The 16,878-nt window shown below is 70.8% G+C and carries 15 protein-coding genes; 6 read left to right on the plus strand and 9 right to left on the minus strand.

Going from position 1 to position 16,878, the window contains the following annotated elements; translation table 11 throughout:
- Positions 1 to 51 precede the first annotated feature (51 nt).
- Genes CYAGR_RS02505 through CYAGR_RS17615 form a run of 3 tightly spaced genes read left to right on the plus strand, consistent with a single transcriptional unit; the run spans position 52 to position 2,850 of the window.
- Entirely contained in the window at positions 52 to 1,911 is a 1,860-nt protein-coding gene (locus tag CYAGR_RS02505; RefSeq protein WP_015108191.1) for an FAD-dependent oxidoreductase, read from the plus strand.
- Positions 1,908 to 2,498, plus strand: a complete 591-nt coding sequence (locus tag CYAGR_RS02510) for a hypothetical protein (RefSeq protein WP_015108192.1) — start codon at positions 1,908 to 1,910, stop codon at positions 2,496 to 2,498. Before CYAGR_RS02505 ends, CYAGR_RS02510 begins: the two co-directional genes overlap by 4 nt.
- A gap of 37 nt (positions 2,499 to 2,535) precedes the next feature.
- Positions 2,536 to 2,850, plus strand: coding sequence for a hypothetical protein (locus CYAGR_RS17615; RefSeq protein WP_015108193.1), 315 nt, complete (start codon positions 2,536 to 2,538; stop codon positions 2,848 to 2,850).
- An 11-nt stretch (positions 2,851 to 2,861) separates the two neighbouring features.
- Here CYAGR_RS17615 and CYAGR_RS02520 read toward each other — a convergent pair whose 3' ends face one another.
- The 3 genes from CYAGR_RS02520 to rpmG form a co-directional block, all read right to left on the minus strand.
- Entirely contained in the window at positions 2,862 to 4,901 is a 2,040-nt protein-coding gene (locus CYAGR_RS02520; protein WP_015108194.1) for a ribonuclease catalytic domain-containing protein, read from the minus strand.
- A gap of 1 nt (position 4,902) precedes the next feature.
- Positions 4,903 to 5,124 carry a 30S ribosomal protein S18 gene (rpsR, locus tag CYAGR_RS02525; protein ID WP_006041316.1) on the minus strand — a complete coding sequence of 74 codons (222 nt, stop codon included), beginning with the start codon at positions 5,122 to 5,124 and terminating at the stop codon, positions 4,903 to 4,905.
- Positions 5,125 to 5,213: 89 nt separating this feature from the next.
- A complete protein-coding gene (rpmG, locus tag CYAGR_RS02530; protein WP_015108195.1) occupies positions 5,214 to 5,408 on the minus strand; it encodes a 50S ribosomal protein L33 in 195 nt (64 codons plus the stop codon).
- A gap of 112 nt (positions 5,409 to 5,520) precedes the next feature.
- Between rpmG and pheT the strand changes: the two genes are divergently transcribed.
- Positions 5,521 to 7,977, plus strand: a complete 2,457-nt coding sequence (gene pheT / locus CYAGR_RS02535; protein ID WP_015108196.1) for a phenylalanine--tRNA ligase subunit beta — start codon at positions 5,521 to 5,523, stop codon at positions 7,975 to 7,977.
- Here the strand turns inward: pheT and rlmD are convergent.
- Positions 7,974 to 9,344 carry a 23S rRNA (uracil(1939)-C(5))-methyltransferase RlmD gene (gene rlmD, locus CYAGR_RS02540; protein ID WP_015108197.1) on the minus strand — a complete coding sequence of 457 codons (1,371 nt, stop codon included), beginning with the start codon at positions 9,342 to 9,344 and terminating at the stop codon, positions 7,974 to 7,976. The genes pheT and rlmD overlap by 4 nt on opposite strands.
- A gap of 122 nt (positions 9,345 to 9,466) precedes the next feature.
- On the opposite strand from rlmD, the gene CYAGR_RS02545 reads away from it, so the two are divergent.
- The gene (locus CYAGR_RS02545; protein WP_015108198.1) at positions 9,467 to 9,961 is read left to right on the plus strand and encodes an allophycocyanin subunit alpha-B; all 495 of its coding nucleotides are present in this window, start codon (positions 9,467 to 9,469) and stop codon (positions 9,959 to 9,961) included.
- A gap of 991 nt (positions 9,962 to 10,952) precedes the next feature.
- Here CYAGR_RS02545 and CYAGR_RS02550 read toward each other — a convergent pair.
- Together CYAGR_RS02550 and CYAGR_RS02555 are read right to left on the minus strand one after the other, a co-directional pair.
- Positions 10,953 to 12,035 (minus strand): J domain-containing protein, encoded by a 1,083-nt coding sequence (locus tag CYAGR_RS02550; RefSeq protein ID WP_015108199.1) that lies wholly within the window; start codon positions 12,033 to 12,035, stop codon positions 10,953 to 10,955.
- A gap of 45 nt (positions 12,036 to 12,080) precedes the next feature.
- On the minus strand, positions 12,081 to 13,739 hold the full coding sequence (locus tag CYAGR_RS02555) for a DUF3370 family protein (protein ID WP_015108200.1): 1,659 nt from the start codon (positions 13,737 to 13,739) through the stop codon (positions 12,081 to 12,083).
- Between the two features lie 144 nt (positions 13,740 to 13,883).
- Between CYAGR_RS02555 and CYAGR_RS16835 the strand changes: the two genes are divergently transcribed.
- On the plus strand, positions 13,884 to 14,075 hold the full coding sequence (locus CYAGR_RS16835) for a hypothetical protein (RefSeq protein WP_015108201.1): 192 nt from the start codon (positions 13,884 to 13,886) through the stop codon (positions 14,073 to 14,075).
- Here the strand turns inward: CYAGR_RS16835 and CYAGR_RS16295 are convergent.
- From CYAGR_RS16295 to CYAGR_RS02575, 3 genes are all read right to left on the minus strand, one after another.
- On the minus strand, positions 14,023 to 14,787 hold the full coding sequence (locus CYAGR_RS16295) for a sigma-70 family RNA polymerase sigma factor (protein WP_015108202.1): 765 nt from the start codon (positions 14,785 to 14,787) through the stop codon (positions 14,023 to 14,025). The genes CYAGR_RS16835 and CYAGR_RS16295 overlap by 53 nt on opposite strands.
- A gap of 144 nt (positions 14,788 to 14,931) precedes the next feature.
- Positions 14,932 to 15,762, minus strand: coding sequence for an ATP adenylyltransferase family protein (locus CYAGR_RS02570; RefSeq protein ID WP_015108203.1), 831 nt, complete (start codon positions 15,760 to 15,762; stop codon positions 14,932 to 14,934).
- Positions 15,752 to 16,825 (minus strand): SpoIID/LytB domain-containing protein, encoded by a 1,074-nt coding sequence (locus tag CYAGR_RS02575; RefSeq protein ID WP_015108204.1) that lies wholly within the window; start codon positions 16,823 to 16,825, stop codon positions 15,752 to 15,754. Before CYAGR_RS02575 ends, CYAGR_RS02570 begins: the two co-directional genes overlap by 11 nt.
- Between the last annotated feature and the right edge of the window lie 53 nt (positions 16,826 to 16,878).

Consider the following 16,878-nt stretch of genomic DNA (forward strand, 5'->3'; position numbering starts at 1 on the left):
CATGGCCCCGGGATGGGATGCTGGCCCCCTGCCCCCGGCCCCTTCTCCCCGATGCGTACGGGTTTCGATCGCAGGGCCCAGGTGCTCGTGTGGGGCGGCGGCAGCGGTGGCATCGCCGCGGCGCTGCAGGCGGCCCGCTCCGGCGCCGACACCCTGCTGCTCACCCCCGGGCCCTGGCTGGGGGGAATGGTGAGCGCCGCCGGGGTGTGCGCCCCGGATGGCAACGAGCTGAGCCCCTGGCAGAGCGGCCTGTGGGGGGCCCTGCTGCGGGCCCTGCAATGGATCGAGCCGGAGGGGCTGGATCAGAACTGGGTGAGCTGCTTCGGCTACCGCCCCGCCAGCGCCGAGCGCATCCTGCGCCGCTGGGTGGCCGCCGAGGAACGGCTGGAATGGTGGTCCTGCGTACGGCTGGAGGCGGTGGAGCGCGACGGCGACCGCATCAGCGCCGTGACCGTGCAGCACAGGGGCGTCCAGCGGCGCCTACTGCCGACGGTGGTGATCGATGGCAGCGACCGGGGCGAGCTCTATCCCCTGGCCGGGGCCCCCTTCCGCTTCGGCTGGGAGGCCAGGGAGCTGTGGCAGGAACCCAGCGCCCCCACGGCCGAGCGCATCGGGAACGACCCCTTCTTCCAGCGGCAGCCCATCCAGTCGCCCACCTGGGTGTGCCTGGGCCAGCTGGACGAATGGACGGGAGCGGGCGCCCCCGAGGCTGAAGCCTGGCGCCGCAGTCCTCCCGGCCTGCCGGAGCCGTTCGAGGCCGCCACCGACGCCTTCGGCCTGGAGCGCACCCTCACCTACGGCCGCCTGCCCGGGGGCCTGGTGATGCTGAACTGGCCCCTGCACGGCAACGACTGGCACCACGGCCTGGAGCGGGCCTTCCCCGAGCGGGTCGGCGGCGTCGCCGCCGCCGAGGCTGCAGGGGGCGAACTGCTGGCGGCGATGCGCGACCACAGCGAGGCCTTCGCCGCCGCTCTGCGCCAGGCCAGCGGCGGCTGGCTGGGGCCGGCTGAGGTGTTCCCCACACCGGAGGAAGCCGCCGTCGGACGGCTCAGCGGCTCTGGAGACCTGGCCCTGATGCCCTACTGGCGGGAGGGGCGCCGGCTGGTGGCCCGGGAGCTGGTGCTGGAGCAACACCTGCTGCCGCAGGGAAGCGGCGCCTGCATCGCCCCCCTCAGCTGCACCGCCGATGGCAGCCTCAGCACCATCGGGGTCGGCAACTACGCCAACGACCACCACTACCCCGGCGGCGACTGGCCCCTGGCCCCCAAGAGCTGCCGCTGGGGCGGTCGCTGGAGTGGCACGCCGTTCACCATCCCCTACGGCGCCCTGGTGAGTGTGGGGGTCACCAACCTGCTGGCGGCCGACAAGGGCTTCGGCGTCAGCCACATGGCGAATGGGGCCACGCGGCTCCAGCCCCTGGTGCTCAACATCGGCCAGGCCGCCGGACTGGCGGCCGCCCTTTGCGTGCGTGATGGAGTGGATCCGGCCGCCCTGCCGGTGCGCCGGCTGCAGGAGGCTCTGATCGGTGATCCGGTGGCCCCGGCGGCCGTGGTGCCGCTGTGGGACACCCCCTGGCACCACCCCCGCTGGCGCGAGCGGCAGCTTGAGGCTCTGGAGGCCCCGGAACGGATCGACCGCCATGGCCTGCTGGAGGAGAGCGCGGCGCTGGCGGCTCCGGCGGGCTGGGCACCGCCGCCGGAGCCCGGCGAGCGGCTCTGGCGAGGCGAGCTGGTGCCCGATGGCGAGGGCGGCTACGTGCTTCGCGGCGACGCGGGGGCCTGGCCGCTGATCACCCTGGAGCCGGCCCTGCACCACTGGCTGCTGGGTCTCGATCGCCCAACCTCTGTGGCCCTGGTCGGCTGCGCCAACCCCTGGGGCCCCTGGCTGAGGGTCTCGCGGCTCGTGTCGTGAAGCTGCTGCTGAGCGGTGCGGCCATCGCCCTCACCTTCGCGGCCTTCCTCCCTTACATCGTCTCGATCCGCTCGGGGCGGACCCGGCCCCATGTGTTCTCCTGGCTGATCTGGGGGGTCACCACCCTGCTGGTGTTCCTGGCCACCTTGGCCGGCGGGGGTGGGGTCGGGGCCTGGCCCACCGGGGTGTCGGCCCTGATCACCTTCCACATCGCCTGGCTGGCCCATGCCCATGGTGCCGACCGGGAGATCACCCCCAGCGACTGGCTGTTCCTGGCCGGCGCCGCTTCCGCCCTGCCCTTCTGGTTCCTCACTGCCGACCCACTCGGGGCGGTGGTGGTGCTCACGTTGGTGGATCTGCTGGGCTTCGGCCCCACCTTGCGGCGGGCCTACCGCCACCCCGAACAGGAACGGATCGGTTTCTTCAGCCTGTTCGTGCTGCGCAACCTGCTGGTGCTGCTCTCCCTGGAGCGGCTGACGCTCACCACGGCCCTGTTCCCGGCGACGGTGGGCCTGGCCTGCGTCGGGGTGGTGCTGCTGCTGCTGTGGCGGCGGCGGCGCTTACCGCGGACAGGCTGTCCGGGCTGAGATCGGCCAGGATGGGCTGGATCAGCGTCACTGCCCCATGGTTTCCGCCAACCCAGGATCCGCCCATCGGCCCCTGCCCGTGCTGCTTTCGGTGGCGGGTTCGGCACTGCTGCTGGCCGGCCTGCCCGCCCGGGCCCAGGGCCTCAACAACATGCGCGACCAGCTGATCATCCATTACTGCACCCTGGCGGTGAACGCCGACTTCTCCAAGGCGGGCAAGCCGGTGCCGCCGGGCCTGGCCAAGGACACCTGCACCTGCGTGGCCGAGCAGGTGAACGCCCGGGCAACGATCCCCCAGGCCGAAGCCATCTGCAAGCAGCAGGCCATGGGCAAGTACAACCTCAGTCCCTGAGCCCGCCGGCGTCAGCCCGCGGCCGTGAAGCGCAGCAGGTCCCGCAGGGAATCCACCTGCTGTAGCCGCACCAGCAGGGCGTCGCCGGGGGCGGGGTCGCCATGGCACTCCGCGGCCAGGTCCATGGCCAGATCCGGCAGGTGCACCAGGCCGAGGCGGTCCTGGGGCCGCAGCCAGCGCAGGAACACCCCCGGCCACTGATGCTGGTCCTGGGCCTCGAACCAAACCTGCTGCCAGTGGCGTTGGTCTTCGCGGGCGATCTGCAGGCCCTGGCGGATGGCCCCCTCCAGTTCGCCCAGCAGGGCACCCAGCTCGGCCTCCTCCAGCACCGGCTGCCCCTGCTGGTGGGCCAGCAGCTGGCGTTGCACCAGTAGGTCGTTGTAACGGCGGATCGGTGAGGTGGCCTGCACGTAGCAGGGCAGGCCCAGGGAAAAGTGGGGAGCCGGACTGGTGCCAAGCAGTCCCCGGCTGAGGCAGCGCTTGATGGCCGCGTGCCGCACCGGGCCGGCCGGTAGGGCCGCCAGCTCCGCTTCGGGGGGCAGCTCCGCCGCCAGTTGGCTTCGGTAGGGCAGAGCCAGGCCTTGCTCCTGGCCGAGGCCGGCGATCACCGCCCCGGCCAGGATCATGGCTTCGGCCACCAGCGTGCGCGCCGGCGAGGGTTCGGTGATCTCCAGCTGGGCCCCCAGCTCGTCACAGCGGATTCGCCCCTCGGGCTGATCCAGATCGAGGGCCCCACGGGCCAGCCGCCAGCGGCGCCGCCGCTCCATCAGGGCGTGGATCTCCTCGAGGTACCGCTCCTGGGGCGGGGCCAGCTCGATCAGCTCATCGGCATCGGCATAACTCAGCCGATAGGCGGGCCGCACCCAGCTGGACTCCAGCCCAAAGCCCGCCACCGCGCCGTCCTCGGTCAGCTCTACCCACAGGCTCAACGCAGCGCTGCGCTCGCCCATGCGCAGGCTCATCGGGCCGGTGCTGAGCACCTCGGGGAACATCGGCAGGGGGCCCCGGGCCAGGTACAGGCTGCTGGCGCGGCGCCGGGCTTCTTTATCGAGGGGGCTCTCCGGTGCCACCAGCCGGCCGGGATCGGCGATATGGATCCACAGCCGCGGCGCCCCGTCGGGGCCGTGCTCCAGGGAGAGACCGTCGTCGATGTCGCGGGTGTCCGCATCGTCGATGGTGACGGTGTGCAGGCCGGTGAGGTCGCGGCGGCGCTCGTCTCCGGGCTGGGGTGAGTCGGCCAGCTCCACCAGCCGCCGGGCCTCGGCCTCCAGCTCAGCGGAGAAACCCGCCTGCCAGGTGGTGTTCTCCAGCGAGGGGAGGTGGTGCCGCTCCCACTGGCCCAGGTCCACCAGCAGGTGCCGGATCGGCGCCGACTCCATCGCGCAGTGGGCCGCCTGCAGGACCCGGTGCAGGTCGTCGGGCAGGGGGCGGCTGGTGTCGCCGCTGGCCCACTCCCGCAACAGGGCCAGGTGCTGGCGCTGTTCGGCATCGAGCTGCTGCGGATCGATCGGGCGGCGCTGGCGCAGGGCGTCCTGCCACTGGCGCCGTCGCTGCTCGGCCAGCTGCTGACGGCGGGCTTCCCGCCGCAGCCGGCGCACATCCACCAGCGGCCGGGCCTCCACCTGCTGCTGGCGCCAGCGGAACAGGGTCTGGGGGCCCTGCAGCCACAGCCAGCAGGCGGCCCGCTGGACCGCGTCGCCGCCGTCTCCGATCAGGTCAACGAAGTCCCCCAGCTCAAGGGACGACGGGTCGTCCAGCAGCAACAGCCAGGCCGCCCCCAGCTCCCGGGGGCGGGGGGCGGCCTGCTGCAACGTCTCCGGACTCAGGCCCCAGGGGGGCTGGGACAGGCGGGAGGGAGGGGATTGATCGCCCGGAAGAGCGGCCAGCAGATCAACCTGCCGGACCCCCCGCTGGACGGCCTTGGCCTCGAAACCCACCTTGAGATCGAGGCGCGTGCCTTTCTCGGCCACCACGACCGCCAGCAGACAGCGGCTGTCGTCGTGGAGGCCGACCAGGTCACCCGCCGTGAACCGACGCGAGGCGGAGGGCAACTCAGCCTTCGGGGTTCACGAAGGGCAGCAGGGCCACGATCCGGGCCCGCTTGACGGCATTGGTGAGGTCGCGCTGCTGCTTGGCCGTCAGGCCGGTGAGGCGGCGGGGCAGGATCTTGCCGCGCTCGGTGATGAACTTCTTGAGCAGATCGACGTCCTTGTAGTCGATCGGATCACCGGGCTTGATCGGCGACAGGCGCTTCTTGAAGAAGGAACTGGACATGGGAACGGAGTGTGGGAACGAAAGGAGAAAACTGCCGCTGCAGGGGCCGCGGGAGGATCAGGCGATGGGATTCCGCAGGGAAACCAGCCTCACTTGATCTCCTTGTGGACGGTGGAGGCGTTGCAGTGGGGGCAGAACTTCTTGAGTTCGATCCGTTCGGTGGTGTTGCGGCGGTTCTTCTGGGTCGTGTAACGGGACACGCCAGGGGACCGCTTGGCGGGGTTGGACCGGCATTCGGTGCACTCGAGGGTGATCACCAGCCGGACGCCCTTGTTCTTGGCCATGGAAGGACGTTGCGCCGCGGATGCGTTGCAGAGAGACGATCCTGCACCATACCTCCCGATGGGGAGGGCCCTGATCGCTTCCTAATGTGGGCGGCTGCTGTGCACCCCACCGATGCTGGTTTCGCTCCAATGGCTCCGGGAGCTGGTCAGCGTGGAACCGGCCGCTCTCGAGCCTGCGCCTCTGGCGGAGCGCCTCTCGATCGCCGGTTTCGAGGTGGAGGCCATCGAGGATCTGGCGGCCCGGGCGGCCGGTGTGGTGGTGGGCCATGTGGTGCAGCGCGATCCCCACCCCAACGCCGACAAGCTCAGCGTCTGCCGGGTGGATGTGGGGGCTGGCGAGCCCCTTCAGATCGTTTGCGGCGCCCCTAATGTGCGCCAGGGCCTGCACGTGCCCGTGGCCCTGGTGGGCAGCACCCTGCCGGCGGTGGGGCTGACGATCAAACCGGCCGAACTGCGGGGGGTGGCCAGCAGCGGCATGATCTGCTCCCTGCGGGAGCTGGGCCTCGACGACGGCAGCGACGGCATTGCCGAACTCGACCAGCTGCTGGACAAGGTGCCCCCCCTGGGAACCCCCGTGGGCCCGCTGCTGGGCCTCGACGACCAGGTGCTGGAGCTGGCGATCACCGCCAACCGACCCGACGGCCTCTCGATGCGGGGGATCGCCCGCGAGGTGGCGGCCCTCAGCGGCGGCAGCACCACCTTCCCCGCCGCGGCCCCCGTTGTCGCGGCCCAGCCCCTGGCCGCCACGGCAGCCGACCGCGAGGCCATCGAGGCGGGCGGACTGTTCAGCCTCACCGCCCTCAGCGGCCTGAAGGTGGGTCCTTCCCCGGACTGGCTGCGCCAGCGGCTGGAGCGCGCCGGTGTGCGCCCCATCAACAACGTGGTGGACATCACCAACCTGGTGATGCTGGAAACGGGCCAGCCCCTGCACGCTTTCGATCGGGATCGCCTGGCGGCGCTCACGGGCGCCACGCCCGAGCCGGCCAGCATCGGCCTGCGCCAGGGCCGCAGCGGTGAAGCCTTCGTTTCCCTTGACGGCCAGGAGCGCACTCTGAGCGAGGAGGCCCTGGTGGTCACCTGCGCCGACCAGCCCATCGCCCTGGCCGGGGTGATGGGGGGCCTCGCCGAGGCCGTCACCGACAGCACCACGGCCATCTGGCTGGAGGCGGCGGTGTTCGCCCCCCAGGCCGTGCGCCGCTCCGCCCGCAGCGTCGGTCTGCGCACCGAAGCCTGCAGCCGCTTCGAGAAGGGCGTGCCGCGGGAGATCACCCTGGCCGCCGCCGACCGGGCCGTGGCCCTGCTGCGGGAGCTGGCCGGCGCCCGGGTCGAGGGGCGCTGGCTGCACCAGCTCCCGGCCTCTCCCCAGCCGCCCCTGCCCCTGCGCCGCGACGCCCTGCACAACCTGCTGGGTCCGGTGCTGGTGGAGGGCGAGGCCCAGGACCTGGACGACGAACGCATCACCGCCACCCTGGAAGCCCTCGGCTGCGTGCTGGAGGAGGACGAAGAAGGCTGGCAGGTGCGGGTGCCGCCCGAGCGCGCCATGGACCTCAAACGCGAGGTGGACCTGATCGAGGAGGTGGCCCGGCTGGTGGGCTACGACCATTTCGCCGCCCACCTGCCCGATCCCCTGATCCCCGGGGGGCTCGAGCCGGCCCAGCAGCTGGAGCGACGTCTGCGCCGCAGCCTCTGCGCCGCCGGCCTCCAGGAGATCGTCTCCCTGTCGCTGGTGGCGGCGGCGCCGGGCCGGGTGCCCCTGGCCAATCCGCTCCTGGCCGACTACGGCCACCTGCGCGACAACCTGCACCAGGAGCTGCTCCAGGCCGCCCGCCGCAACCTGCAGGCCTCCCTGGGTGGCTTCTGGGGCTTCGAGATCGGCCGGGTGTTCCCGGGTGGTGGGGCCAGCGGCGAAGAGCGCCATGGGGAACGCACCCTGCTGGTGGGGGTGATCGCCGGTGAGCGCCGCGCCGAACGCTGGCGCAGCTCCGGCAAGCCCGCCCCTCCGGACTACTTCCAGGCCCGCGGCGTGCTGCAGGCCGGTCTGGAGCCCCTGCGGCTGCCCCTGGAGGATCGCCCCCTGAGCGACGCCCCCTTGCTGCACCCCGGCCGCGCCGCCCAGCTGCTGGTGGAAGGCAAGCCCGCCGGCTGGTTCGCCCAGCTCCACCCCGCTGAAGCCGACGCCCTCGACCTGCCGGCGGCCACCTATGTGTTCCAGCTGGAGCTGGAGCCCCTGCTCAGCGCCGGCACCCGCCGCAACCGCTGGCAGCCCAGCTTCCGCCCCTACCCCACCGTGCCTGCCTCGGAGCGTGATCTGGCCCTTGTCGTTCCCACCAGCACCACGGCAGCAGACCTGCTGGCGGCGATCCGCAAGGCGGGCAAACCGCTGCTGGAGCAGGCCGAGCTGATCGACCGCTACGAGGGTGCCCAGGTGGAGGCCGGCCGCTGCAGCCAGGCCTTCCGCCTCCGCTACCGCGACAGCGCCCGCACCCTCACCGACGAGGAGGTGGAGGCGGCCCATGGACGGGTGCGCGACGCCCTGGAGCGCCGCTTCGGCGCCGAACAGCGCCGCTAGAGACGCTCCAGGGCCGCCAGGGCCTCCACGTGGCTGGTGTTGGGGAAGAAGTCGACGGGCTGCACCCAGTTCAGCCGGTAGACCCCTGAGCTGCACAGCTGGGCCAGGTCGCGGGCCAGGGCCGCCGGATCGCAGCTCACGTAGGCGATCCGCTCCGGTCGCGCCGCCAGGATCGCCGCGGTGGCGATCGGGTTCAGCCCCTTGCGGGGTGGATCCAGCACCAGGGCCTGCACTCCCTGCAGGCGCTCCTCCAGCACCTGGGGCACGTCGGCCTGCTCGAAGCTCGCCCGTCCCTCCAGCCCGTTGGCGGAGGCATTCAGCCGGGCCAGGGTCACCGAGCCCTGGTGCAGCTCCAGGCCGCTGACCTGCCAGCCGGCGGCGGCCAGGGGCAGGCTGTAGGTGCCGATGCCGCAGTAAGCATCGAGCAGGGAGCCGCCGGCGGGAGCCGGGCCCAGGGCCTCGATCACATCGGGCACCAGCCGTTCGGCCTGGCCGGTGTTGACCTGGAAGAAGGTGTCGGCGGCGATGCGGAACCGCAGGCCGGCGAAGCTCTCGTGGAGCCACTCCCGTCCACGGATCACCCGGGTCTCTTCGCCCATCAGGCGATTGGTGGGCAGGGGCTGGAGGTTGAGGCAGACACCCACCAGTTCTGGCCAGCGTTCGCACCAGGCGTCGGCCAGGGCCTCGAGGCCGGGCAGGTCGTCATGGCTGCTGATCAGGGTGATGAGCAACTCCCCGGTGGCCGCCCCCACCCGCAGGCCCAGGTGGCGCAGACCGGGACCCTCCACGGCCTCGGGGTCGTTGCCGTGGCGATCGATCGGCCAGTCGCTGGCTTCGATGTCGGCCTTGAGGGGGGCGATCAGGGCATCGATGCGCGGGTCGAGCACCGGGCAGCGGGCCATGTTGACGATCTGGTGCGAACCCCGGCGGTAGTAGCCGGCCCGCAGGCGGCCATCGGCCCGGCGCTCCAGCGGAATCAGGGCGCGGTTGCGGTAGCCCAGGGCCGGATCGGCCGCCAGCAGCGGCCGCACCGGGGCGCTCAGGCCGCCGATGCGCTGCAGGGCCTGCTCCAGGCTGCGCTGCTTCCAGGCGGCCTGGGCCCCGTCCGCCAGGGGCTGCAGGCTGCAGCCACCGCAGTTGTCGGCCAGGATGCAGGGGGGCCGGCGGCGGTTGGGCGAGGGCGCCAGCACCCGCTGCAGCTGACCCACCAGATGGCGCCGCGCCACCACCTGCAGCCGCACCTGCACGGTGTCCCCGGGGAGCGCGCCGCTGACGAACACCACCTGCCCGTCGTGGCGCCCCACCCCCTGCCCGTCATGGCCCAGGTCGGTGATCTCCAGCTCAAGCCTGTCGCCCACCGAGGCCATCTGGATTCCGCTGCACTGCTGCGACCCTATCGGGGGTCGTGCAAAGGGGCGTTACACCTTGCACCCGGAGCCCTGGCGGAGGCTTCGGGCTCGATAGGATTCGTCGGACTGTGGTCGCTGCTATGAGCGTCGTTCGCGATCTGATCCTCCAGGCCGATGATCAGCTCCGCTATCCCACCGGCGGCGAGCTGCGCACGATGGTGGAGTTCCTCAGCGGCGGGGCCCGCCGGCTGAGTGTCGTCAGGGTTCTGACCGACAACGAAAAGAAGATCATCGCCGAAGCGTCCAAACAGCTGTTCCTGCGCAAGCCGGACTACGTGGCCCCCGGCGGCAACGCCTTCGGCCAGAAGCAGCGGGCCCAGTGCCTGCGTGACTACAGCTGGTATCTGCGGCTGGTCACCTACGGCATCCTGGCCGGCAGCACCGAGCTGATCCAGCAGATCGGCGTGGTGGGTGCCCGCGAGATGTACAACAGTCTTGGCGTGCCCCTGCCCGGGATGGTGGAGGCGATGCGCACACTCAAGGAGGCAGCCCTGGTGCTCCTGGGTGGTGAGGAAGCCGCCCTCGCCGGCCCCTACTTCGATTACCTGATTCAGGGCCTGCAGACTTCCACCTGATCTGTTCATCCGTCCCATCCTGGTGTCTCAGCTGGGCTTAGGATGAGTCCAGGCCAAGACAGTTGGTCAGACTCTCGTCATCGCTCGTGACTCCTGCCCCGTCACTCTTCTGACGGGGTTTTTTCTTGCCTCCCGGATTGGGATCGACGTCCCTTAGGGCACGCGTCGACGACGATCTGATCAGGAGCTGGTGTAGCACCAGCTGTCTCCGATGGGACCCGCCTAGGGTCTACGCATGGGACCAGAGCCGGCCAGCCGCGACGCACTGACTCGCTGTGGCGCCGATGGCTTCATGGGATGGCCGTTCGCGATGTTGACTCCCAGCGGTACCCGTGGTTGCCAGGCCTGTCGCCTGGTCGACAAGGAGCCCTTCGCTTCTCGAAGAGACGGGTCCAACACCTGCTACGCAGCTATCCAGGATGAGACCCTTACCTGGTCCTGAACCTGCTCCCAGGCTGGATGGGCGAGACACGTGAACGGAAGCATGCTCGCCCCAGGCCCACAGGCCCTGGGGATGGATCTATCCAGCCGTCCTCGAGCGGCTTCTGCGGTCAATGACCGACTCGAGCCTTGATTGACTCGGCGTATCTGTGTCAAAGGCAGATACGCAGTGAATTGAAAGCTAGCTGGGATCTGCCTTTTCAACTTCTGTCCAACCCATGGACAGAACGACGGTCCACCACTCGCAACCCCTGGACATTCTCCGGCTTCGCGGCCAGATGATCGTCGAGCGCCCACGGCGTCGATGGGGATAGTCCCATCGGTGGTGACAGCTCAAATCGATGAAAAATCACGGTATCGCTGCACCCGCTCTGGTCCAGCTGTGAGACCTACAAATAGTCTCATCGGCAGAATCTGGGACTGGGGCGGCCCTGGCAACCGAATCCTTCGTCCTGGACGTCGCCTCTGTGTCGCATGACTAGACCAGCAAGGCGTCCCAGGTGGGACTGCTGGTCCACTCGCTGGGGGTCCGGCCGTTCGCCTCGGCGGCTCAGCGCTCGTTCGCGGCCCCCTGCCGGTAGAGCTCCTTGAGCAACTGGTAGGCCTCATTGAGGCGCCGCATCGCCTCCACCGAGCCTCCGGCATCGGGGTGGTGGCTCTGGGCCATCTCCCGGTAAGCCTCGCGGATCTGGGCCAGGGTCAGGCGCTGGCCGGGATCGGTGGGCAACTGCAACAGTCGCAGAGCCCCGTGCAGGGTCATGGTGTGCTCCAGGGTCTGGAAGGAGGTGCCCCGGCGGCGGCGCCGGAAACGGTGCACGAAGCGCCGGATCAGGGTGGGAATCCGCAGGCTCAGGGTCGAACCACTGAACGGGTCTTCCAACACCCCGGCGGTCACCATCACCCGCTCGAACGTCGGCGGTCCATCGCTCCAGCCGGGAACGAACTGCTGCATCACCTGGCAGGCCGCCGACCAGGTGAAGCTCCGGCCCTCGCTCTGGTCGGACTGGGGCCAGATCTCCTGGCCCAGCCAGAGCATGGCCGCCTCCAGCACTGCCGCCCCGGCCGGCGATCCATAGAGCGTGCGCCAGTGGTTGCCGGCCTCCTCCATCGCCTGCTCCACCACCTCGCTGCCGAGGGGCGGCAGGGGGGTCAGGGGCAGGGGCACGGCAGCCTGCGACACGGTCGGCCGCAGGCTGCGCTTGAGCACATCGGAGCGGCGCCGCACGAAGCCGGGCAGATCGATCCCCCCCCCCGAGGGCTGGGGGCGTGGGGCCTGCTCCTTCGGAGCTTCCCACTCGAATTCCGCCTGCAGGGTGTCCATCGCCCCCCGTCCCACCAGCACCAGGGCCCCCTGCTCCTCCAGGTCCTGCTGATCGTCGCCGTGGCGCTGGAGCGCCCGGCCATCCAGCACCAGACCATGGCCGCCACCGCGATCCCCGTCTCGATCCCCCTCACCCTCTCCCTCGCCGTCCCTGTCGTCGCCGGGGCCGAACAGATCGTCAAGCAGCCGTTCGAGCACATCGCCCCGGCTGCGGATGCCCCACTCCCGGCGCAGATGATCCAGGTGGGCCACCAGCTCCCGGGTGAGGTCGAGGCTGATGCGCTGGCGACCGTCATTCGACTTCTCAGCCACGGCAGCCCTCCGTCGGTGCTGGATTCGCGGGCATCGGACGGCTTTTCAGGGTCCCCGCTGGTCCCGCAGGAACTGCTGCTGGGCCTCCACGGCCTCCCGATAGCGATCCACCAGCGTCCCACCCCCAGCGGTGGTGCCCGAGCGGCTGCGCATCGGCGTGATCATCGGGGACGGGGCCAGGACGCTGCGGTTGGACGAGGGCAGCGGCGGCGGCGGCGTCAGCCAGCCAGGGGCCGGTGCCGGGCGGAGGATCTGGGACGGCGGCACCAGGGGACCGGTGCCGCCGACGGGTGCCGGGGCGACGGCGGCGGCCGGCGGCACGATGGTGACCGCCGGAGGAGCGACGGGCGGCGGGGACGGACGGACGGTGGCCCCGGCCCGGGCCAGCTCCAGCTGCCGCTCCCGTTCCTGGACCATGGCCAGCTGGCTGGCGCTCACCACGCTCAGCAGGTGGCCGGGGGTGGCATCGGCTGGGTAGACGAGGCTGACCCGCACGGGGTTCACGACTCCGGGCGTCAGGTCGATCGGGCCCAGGGACAGGCTCTGTCCCGAGCGCAGGCCCACATGCACCTCCCGCAGGCCGGCAGGGGTCTGGATCTGGATCGAACCCCGGAAGGCCGTGAACGGCTGGCCACCGATCAGGGTGGGGTGGCTCATCACCAGTTCGTAGGGGCCGCTGCCCTTGAGGTTCAGGTCGATGTCGAAGCGAACCCCGTAGGTGCCGACGTTGTCGAGGGAGGAATCGACCATGCGGCTGGTCAGGGCGTTGACCTGCACGTCCCGGGTACCGAAGTTGTGCCGGTCGGTGCTGGTGAAGGGCACGTGCAGCGGACCCTTGATGTCGAGGTCGTGGCTGATCGAGGCCTGGTAGGCATCGCCGAGGGCCACCCCGCCCACCCGGGAGAAGATGCGCCGGTTGTGGATGTCGTTGATCCGACTGAGGTAGACCCTTCCCGGGGCCAGCCGGCCCTCATCCAGCACGGCCAGCACTTCGTTGTAGGAGTCGCGCGCTTTGGCGGCCACCACCGCGATCTGGAAGGGGCCGTCGCTGCGGCCGCGCAGCAGGGCATTGGCGATGCCGAGGGCCGGCAGCTGGGTCTGGAAGAGAACGATGCGGCTGCGGGCCGGAATCGTGATCTCGTCGGTCAGGCGGCTGTCCAGCCGGCCGCGGAGCATCTGCACGGCGGTGGCGTCACCGGGGCCGGTGTTCCAGGGACGGGGACCCAAGGGCTTGACCCCCATCAGATTGTTGGCGAGGTACGGGGCCTCGAAGCTGTTACGCACCGCCCCCTTCTCAAAGCGGATGTGCACCGGACGCACGCCTGGATTGATCAGGATCGCGGCCAGGGTGAGCTCCGCCCGCCGGTCGCCGGGGGAGATGGAACGGCGGTTGGGGGGGAAGTACTTGTGGTGCAGGTGCATGCCGAACTCCCCGTTGAAGGTGTATTCGGCATTGCGCAGCGGTTGGCCTGTCTCGGCGGCGTAGGCATAGCCAGGCGCGGTGTTGATCAGGATCCCCGGCCCCTCGACCTCCTCGGGCTGGTTGGAGTGCAGCACCGGCACGTTGTTGAAGGTGCCGTTCAGCGGCCGGGCCTTCTGACCCGCCATCAGGGCCACATAGGCGTGGGTGGGCTGCGCCAGGACGAGGCCCAGACCCAGCGTCAGCCAGACACCGATGGGACCAATGGGGGAAACTGATCTCAAATTGCGACAGGCTGGTGGTGTGGGTGGCCAGAGGACGGTAAGGCGGGATGCGACCGTCCCAACCGATGGGGGGGTGCGTGGAACTGGGCAGCCCCGGATGGAACGACGGGCTCGCTAGAACGGACCCACTATGCAGATTTTGTCATGATTCCTCCCTTCGGGTACTGCTCCGGGTCGGAGTCCGGAGCCAGCGCCCTGCGGCGGTATCAGGAACGCAAGCTGCGCCTGCTCAGCTTCTGGCGCGATGGCATCGAGCGTCAGCTGGCTGCCATGAACGCCGCCATCAGCACCCTTGAGCAGCAGATGCACCGCGATCAGGGCGATCACCAGGGGTGAGTCCGCGGGCGTCCAGCTCCCGCCGCAGCTGCTCCAGCCCCTTGTGCAGCAAGCGTTTCACCGTCATCGGGCTGACATCCATCTGGCGCCCGAGACGGCGATAGCTCCAGCCCGCCAGAACCACCTGGCGCACCACCAGCTTGGTGCGGGGATCCAGCAGCTCCAGCAGCATCGCCGCCGACGGGCCCGGCTCCTCCCGGAGGCAAGGCTCGCTGGTCGTCTGGGACGCCACGGCCTCCAGAAAGCTGGGGTCATCCAGGTTGGCGGGCCTGGCCAGCAGCCGCTGCAGCTCCAGCCGTCGCCACTCCGCCGGGGTGACGCCCAGGGCGCCGCTGAGCAGGGTGATCGCCCGGCCGGGATCCTCCAGCAGGGAGGGGTGGCGGCTGAGTCGGTTGAACCGTTCCTGGAGCTCCGCCTGGCGCCGCGGCAGTCGCACCATCGGGGCCGCATCCCGCAGGTAGTGGAGGATGGCTCCGCGGATGTGGGGTCTGGCGAAGGCCTCAAATGGGGTGCGGCGTTCCTCCTTGTAGAGCTCAGCGGCCCGGATCAGCCCCAGCAGCCCCACCTGGAGCAGGTCCTCGAAGGATTCCCGGCTGCAACGGGCGTAGTGCAGGGCCAGGGGGCGGACCACGCCCCGGTACTGCTCCACACGCCGGTTGCGGCGGGCGGCGGCGGGGGGAAGGGTCTGGTGGCAGGAAGGGGAGGGGGCCATGGTCGTGGGGCCTGGACGTCGGCGATGTCGGGACAGCGGGGCGTGCCGTTGCGCCGATGACGGCTGGCGGTGCGCTCCTTTTCCAGAGAGGGCCAGGGGGCCCGAAACGCACAACCGTGAAAACACGGAAGTTTGCCGCTGGGCTCAGGAGCGGGGGGCGGCCACATTCTTCAGCAGGACCCAGGGGCCATGCCGTTCCAGCCAGCTCCTGTCGGAGCCCTCGGTGATCAGCAGGAAGCCGGCGAAGCCCAGGGCATTGACGCTGAAGCCGGCCCCGTGCTCCCGCACCCGACGCACGGTCAGGAACCAGTCGTCGTCGAAGAGCAGGTTGTAGGGGTGCAGGGGCTCGCTGTCTCGGCCCGGATCCCCCAGCTCCAGATCCCTGGCATGGGCGTGGTAGAGATCCGCCAGATCGGACCCGCCCAGGGGGTCGCTGCGCCGGCTCAGGCGGTAGGCCCAGCTCCAGGCGGGCTTCCCCGTCTCCAGCTGCTCCAGGAACAGCGGCGCCAGGGGGCAGCTGGGCTCACCTGGCCGGCGTGGCAGCAGCTGCAGATGACGATGGGGCTGGCTGGCGCCGGAGCGGGCGCCGCTGTTGAAGAACCACAGCCCGCCGGTGTCCCGGCCCACCTGCGCCACCGCCTGCCAGTCGGAGGCCTCGATCCAGCCGGCCTGGGGGCGCCAGTCCCGGGTGATCACCAGCAGGTGAGCCTCCTGCACCGGGTACTTGTTCAGCAGCAGCACGTGGGCGGGCTCCAGCAGCTCCACCTGCAGGGGCCTGTCCCAGGGCAGGAAGGGGTTGGGCCGGGGCCCACCCTGGCGCAGGTGTCGGGGCGTGGAGGAGAGCAGCTCGCGGACAACGAACGGCTCCATGCCGGGAACCGGCAGGATGCACGTATCAAGGGGCACCAGGGCTCCCTGGCGGCGGGCCCGCTCCGTTACCTCACGGGCCCGTTGCCAACAGCGCTCAGCTCGCACCGGCCTGCAGTCGGGCCAGGGAGGCGCCCCGGTAGTAGCGCCCGAGGATCTCGTTGTACCGCAGTCCCTGCTCCGCCAGATCCTGGGCGCCGTGCTGGCTCATGCTGGCCCCCAGATGGCCATGGGCCTCCTGGGTGATGCGGGTGGTGGCCGCGTAGAGGCTTTCGACGATGCCCCCCTGGTAGCTGAGGATCACCCCGGAGGTGCTGGCGGTGGCCTGGCGGGTGCGGGCGGTGACGCTGCCCAGGCCCCGGTAGGCCTGCCAGCGGGTGGTGTCGCCCAGATGCCAGTGGGCACTGGCCGGACGGGCCATGTGGGCCATGGCGTAGGACCGGGCCGCCACGGCCTGGGCCTTGAGGGCCTCCATGTTCCAGCTGCTGGGCATTTCCGCACCCACCACCGAACTGATGTAGCGCTCCAGGGAGACGTGGTTCACCAGCTGAAGGCCCTGGGATCCGCGCAGCACCCTCAGCCGGCCTTCGTAGGGACGGCCGTCCACCTGCAGGACGTGGTCGGACCCCGTCTCCATCCAGACCTCGGCCCGTCCGTCCATGGCCGCCGCCAGGTCGGGGGTGTCGGCGGGACCGCCCTCCTGGACGGGGCGCCCGTCCCGGTCGACCAGCCTCCAGACGCCGCTGGCGCCCAGCCGGGGGGAAGGGGAGGCGCCCAGCAGGGCCACCCGGATCTCGAGGGGGACCTCCGCGCCGGCCTCCGGCTCCACCAGGGCCGGGTCGGGATCGCTCAGGCTGGTGCGCTGGGCCTGCAGGGACGCCGCCGCCAGCAGATCCCTGTCCGGGGCTTCGCTGGCCCCGGTGTCCGTCTGGGAGACCTCCCGGGGCTGGGCGATCAGGGCTTCGAGGAGGTCGGGATCCGAGCGGGAGGCCCCCGCCGGGATCAGCTCCTGGGCAGCGAAACCGGCCCCCACTGCCACGACGGCCAGGGGGGCGGTGAGCAGGATCGGGTGGCGGCGACAACCCTGCAGCAGTCGCCGGCCGGTGGCGCGGAAAGCGACGATGGCGGCCGTGATGTGCCGGCTCACGGCGGAGATCCACAAAGGGTGCATGGATCATGCCGGAGAATCCGTCTCCGTCGCCGCCCGGCGCAGGACGGTCCCCC

The sequence above is a fragment of the Cyanobium gracile PCC 6307 genome, assembly GCF_000316515.1.
Taxonomy (GTDB): domain Bacteria; phylum Cyanobacteriota; class Cyanobacteriia; order PCC-6307; family Cyanobiaceae; genus Cyanobium; species Cyanobium gracile.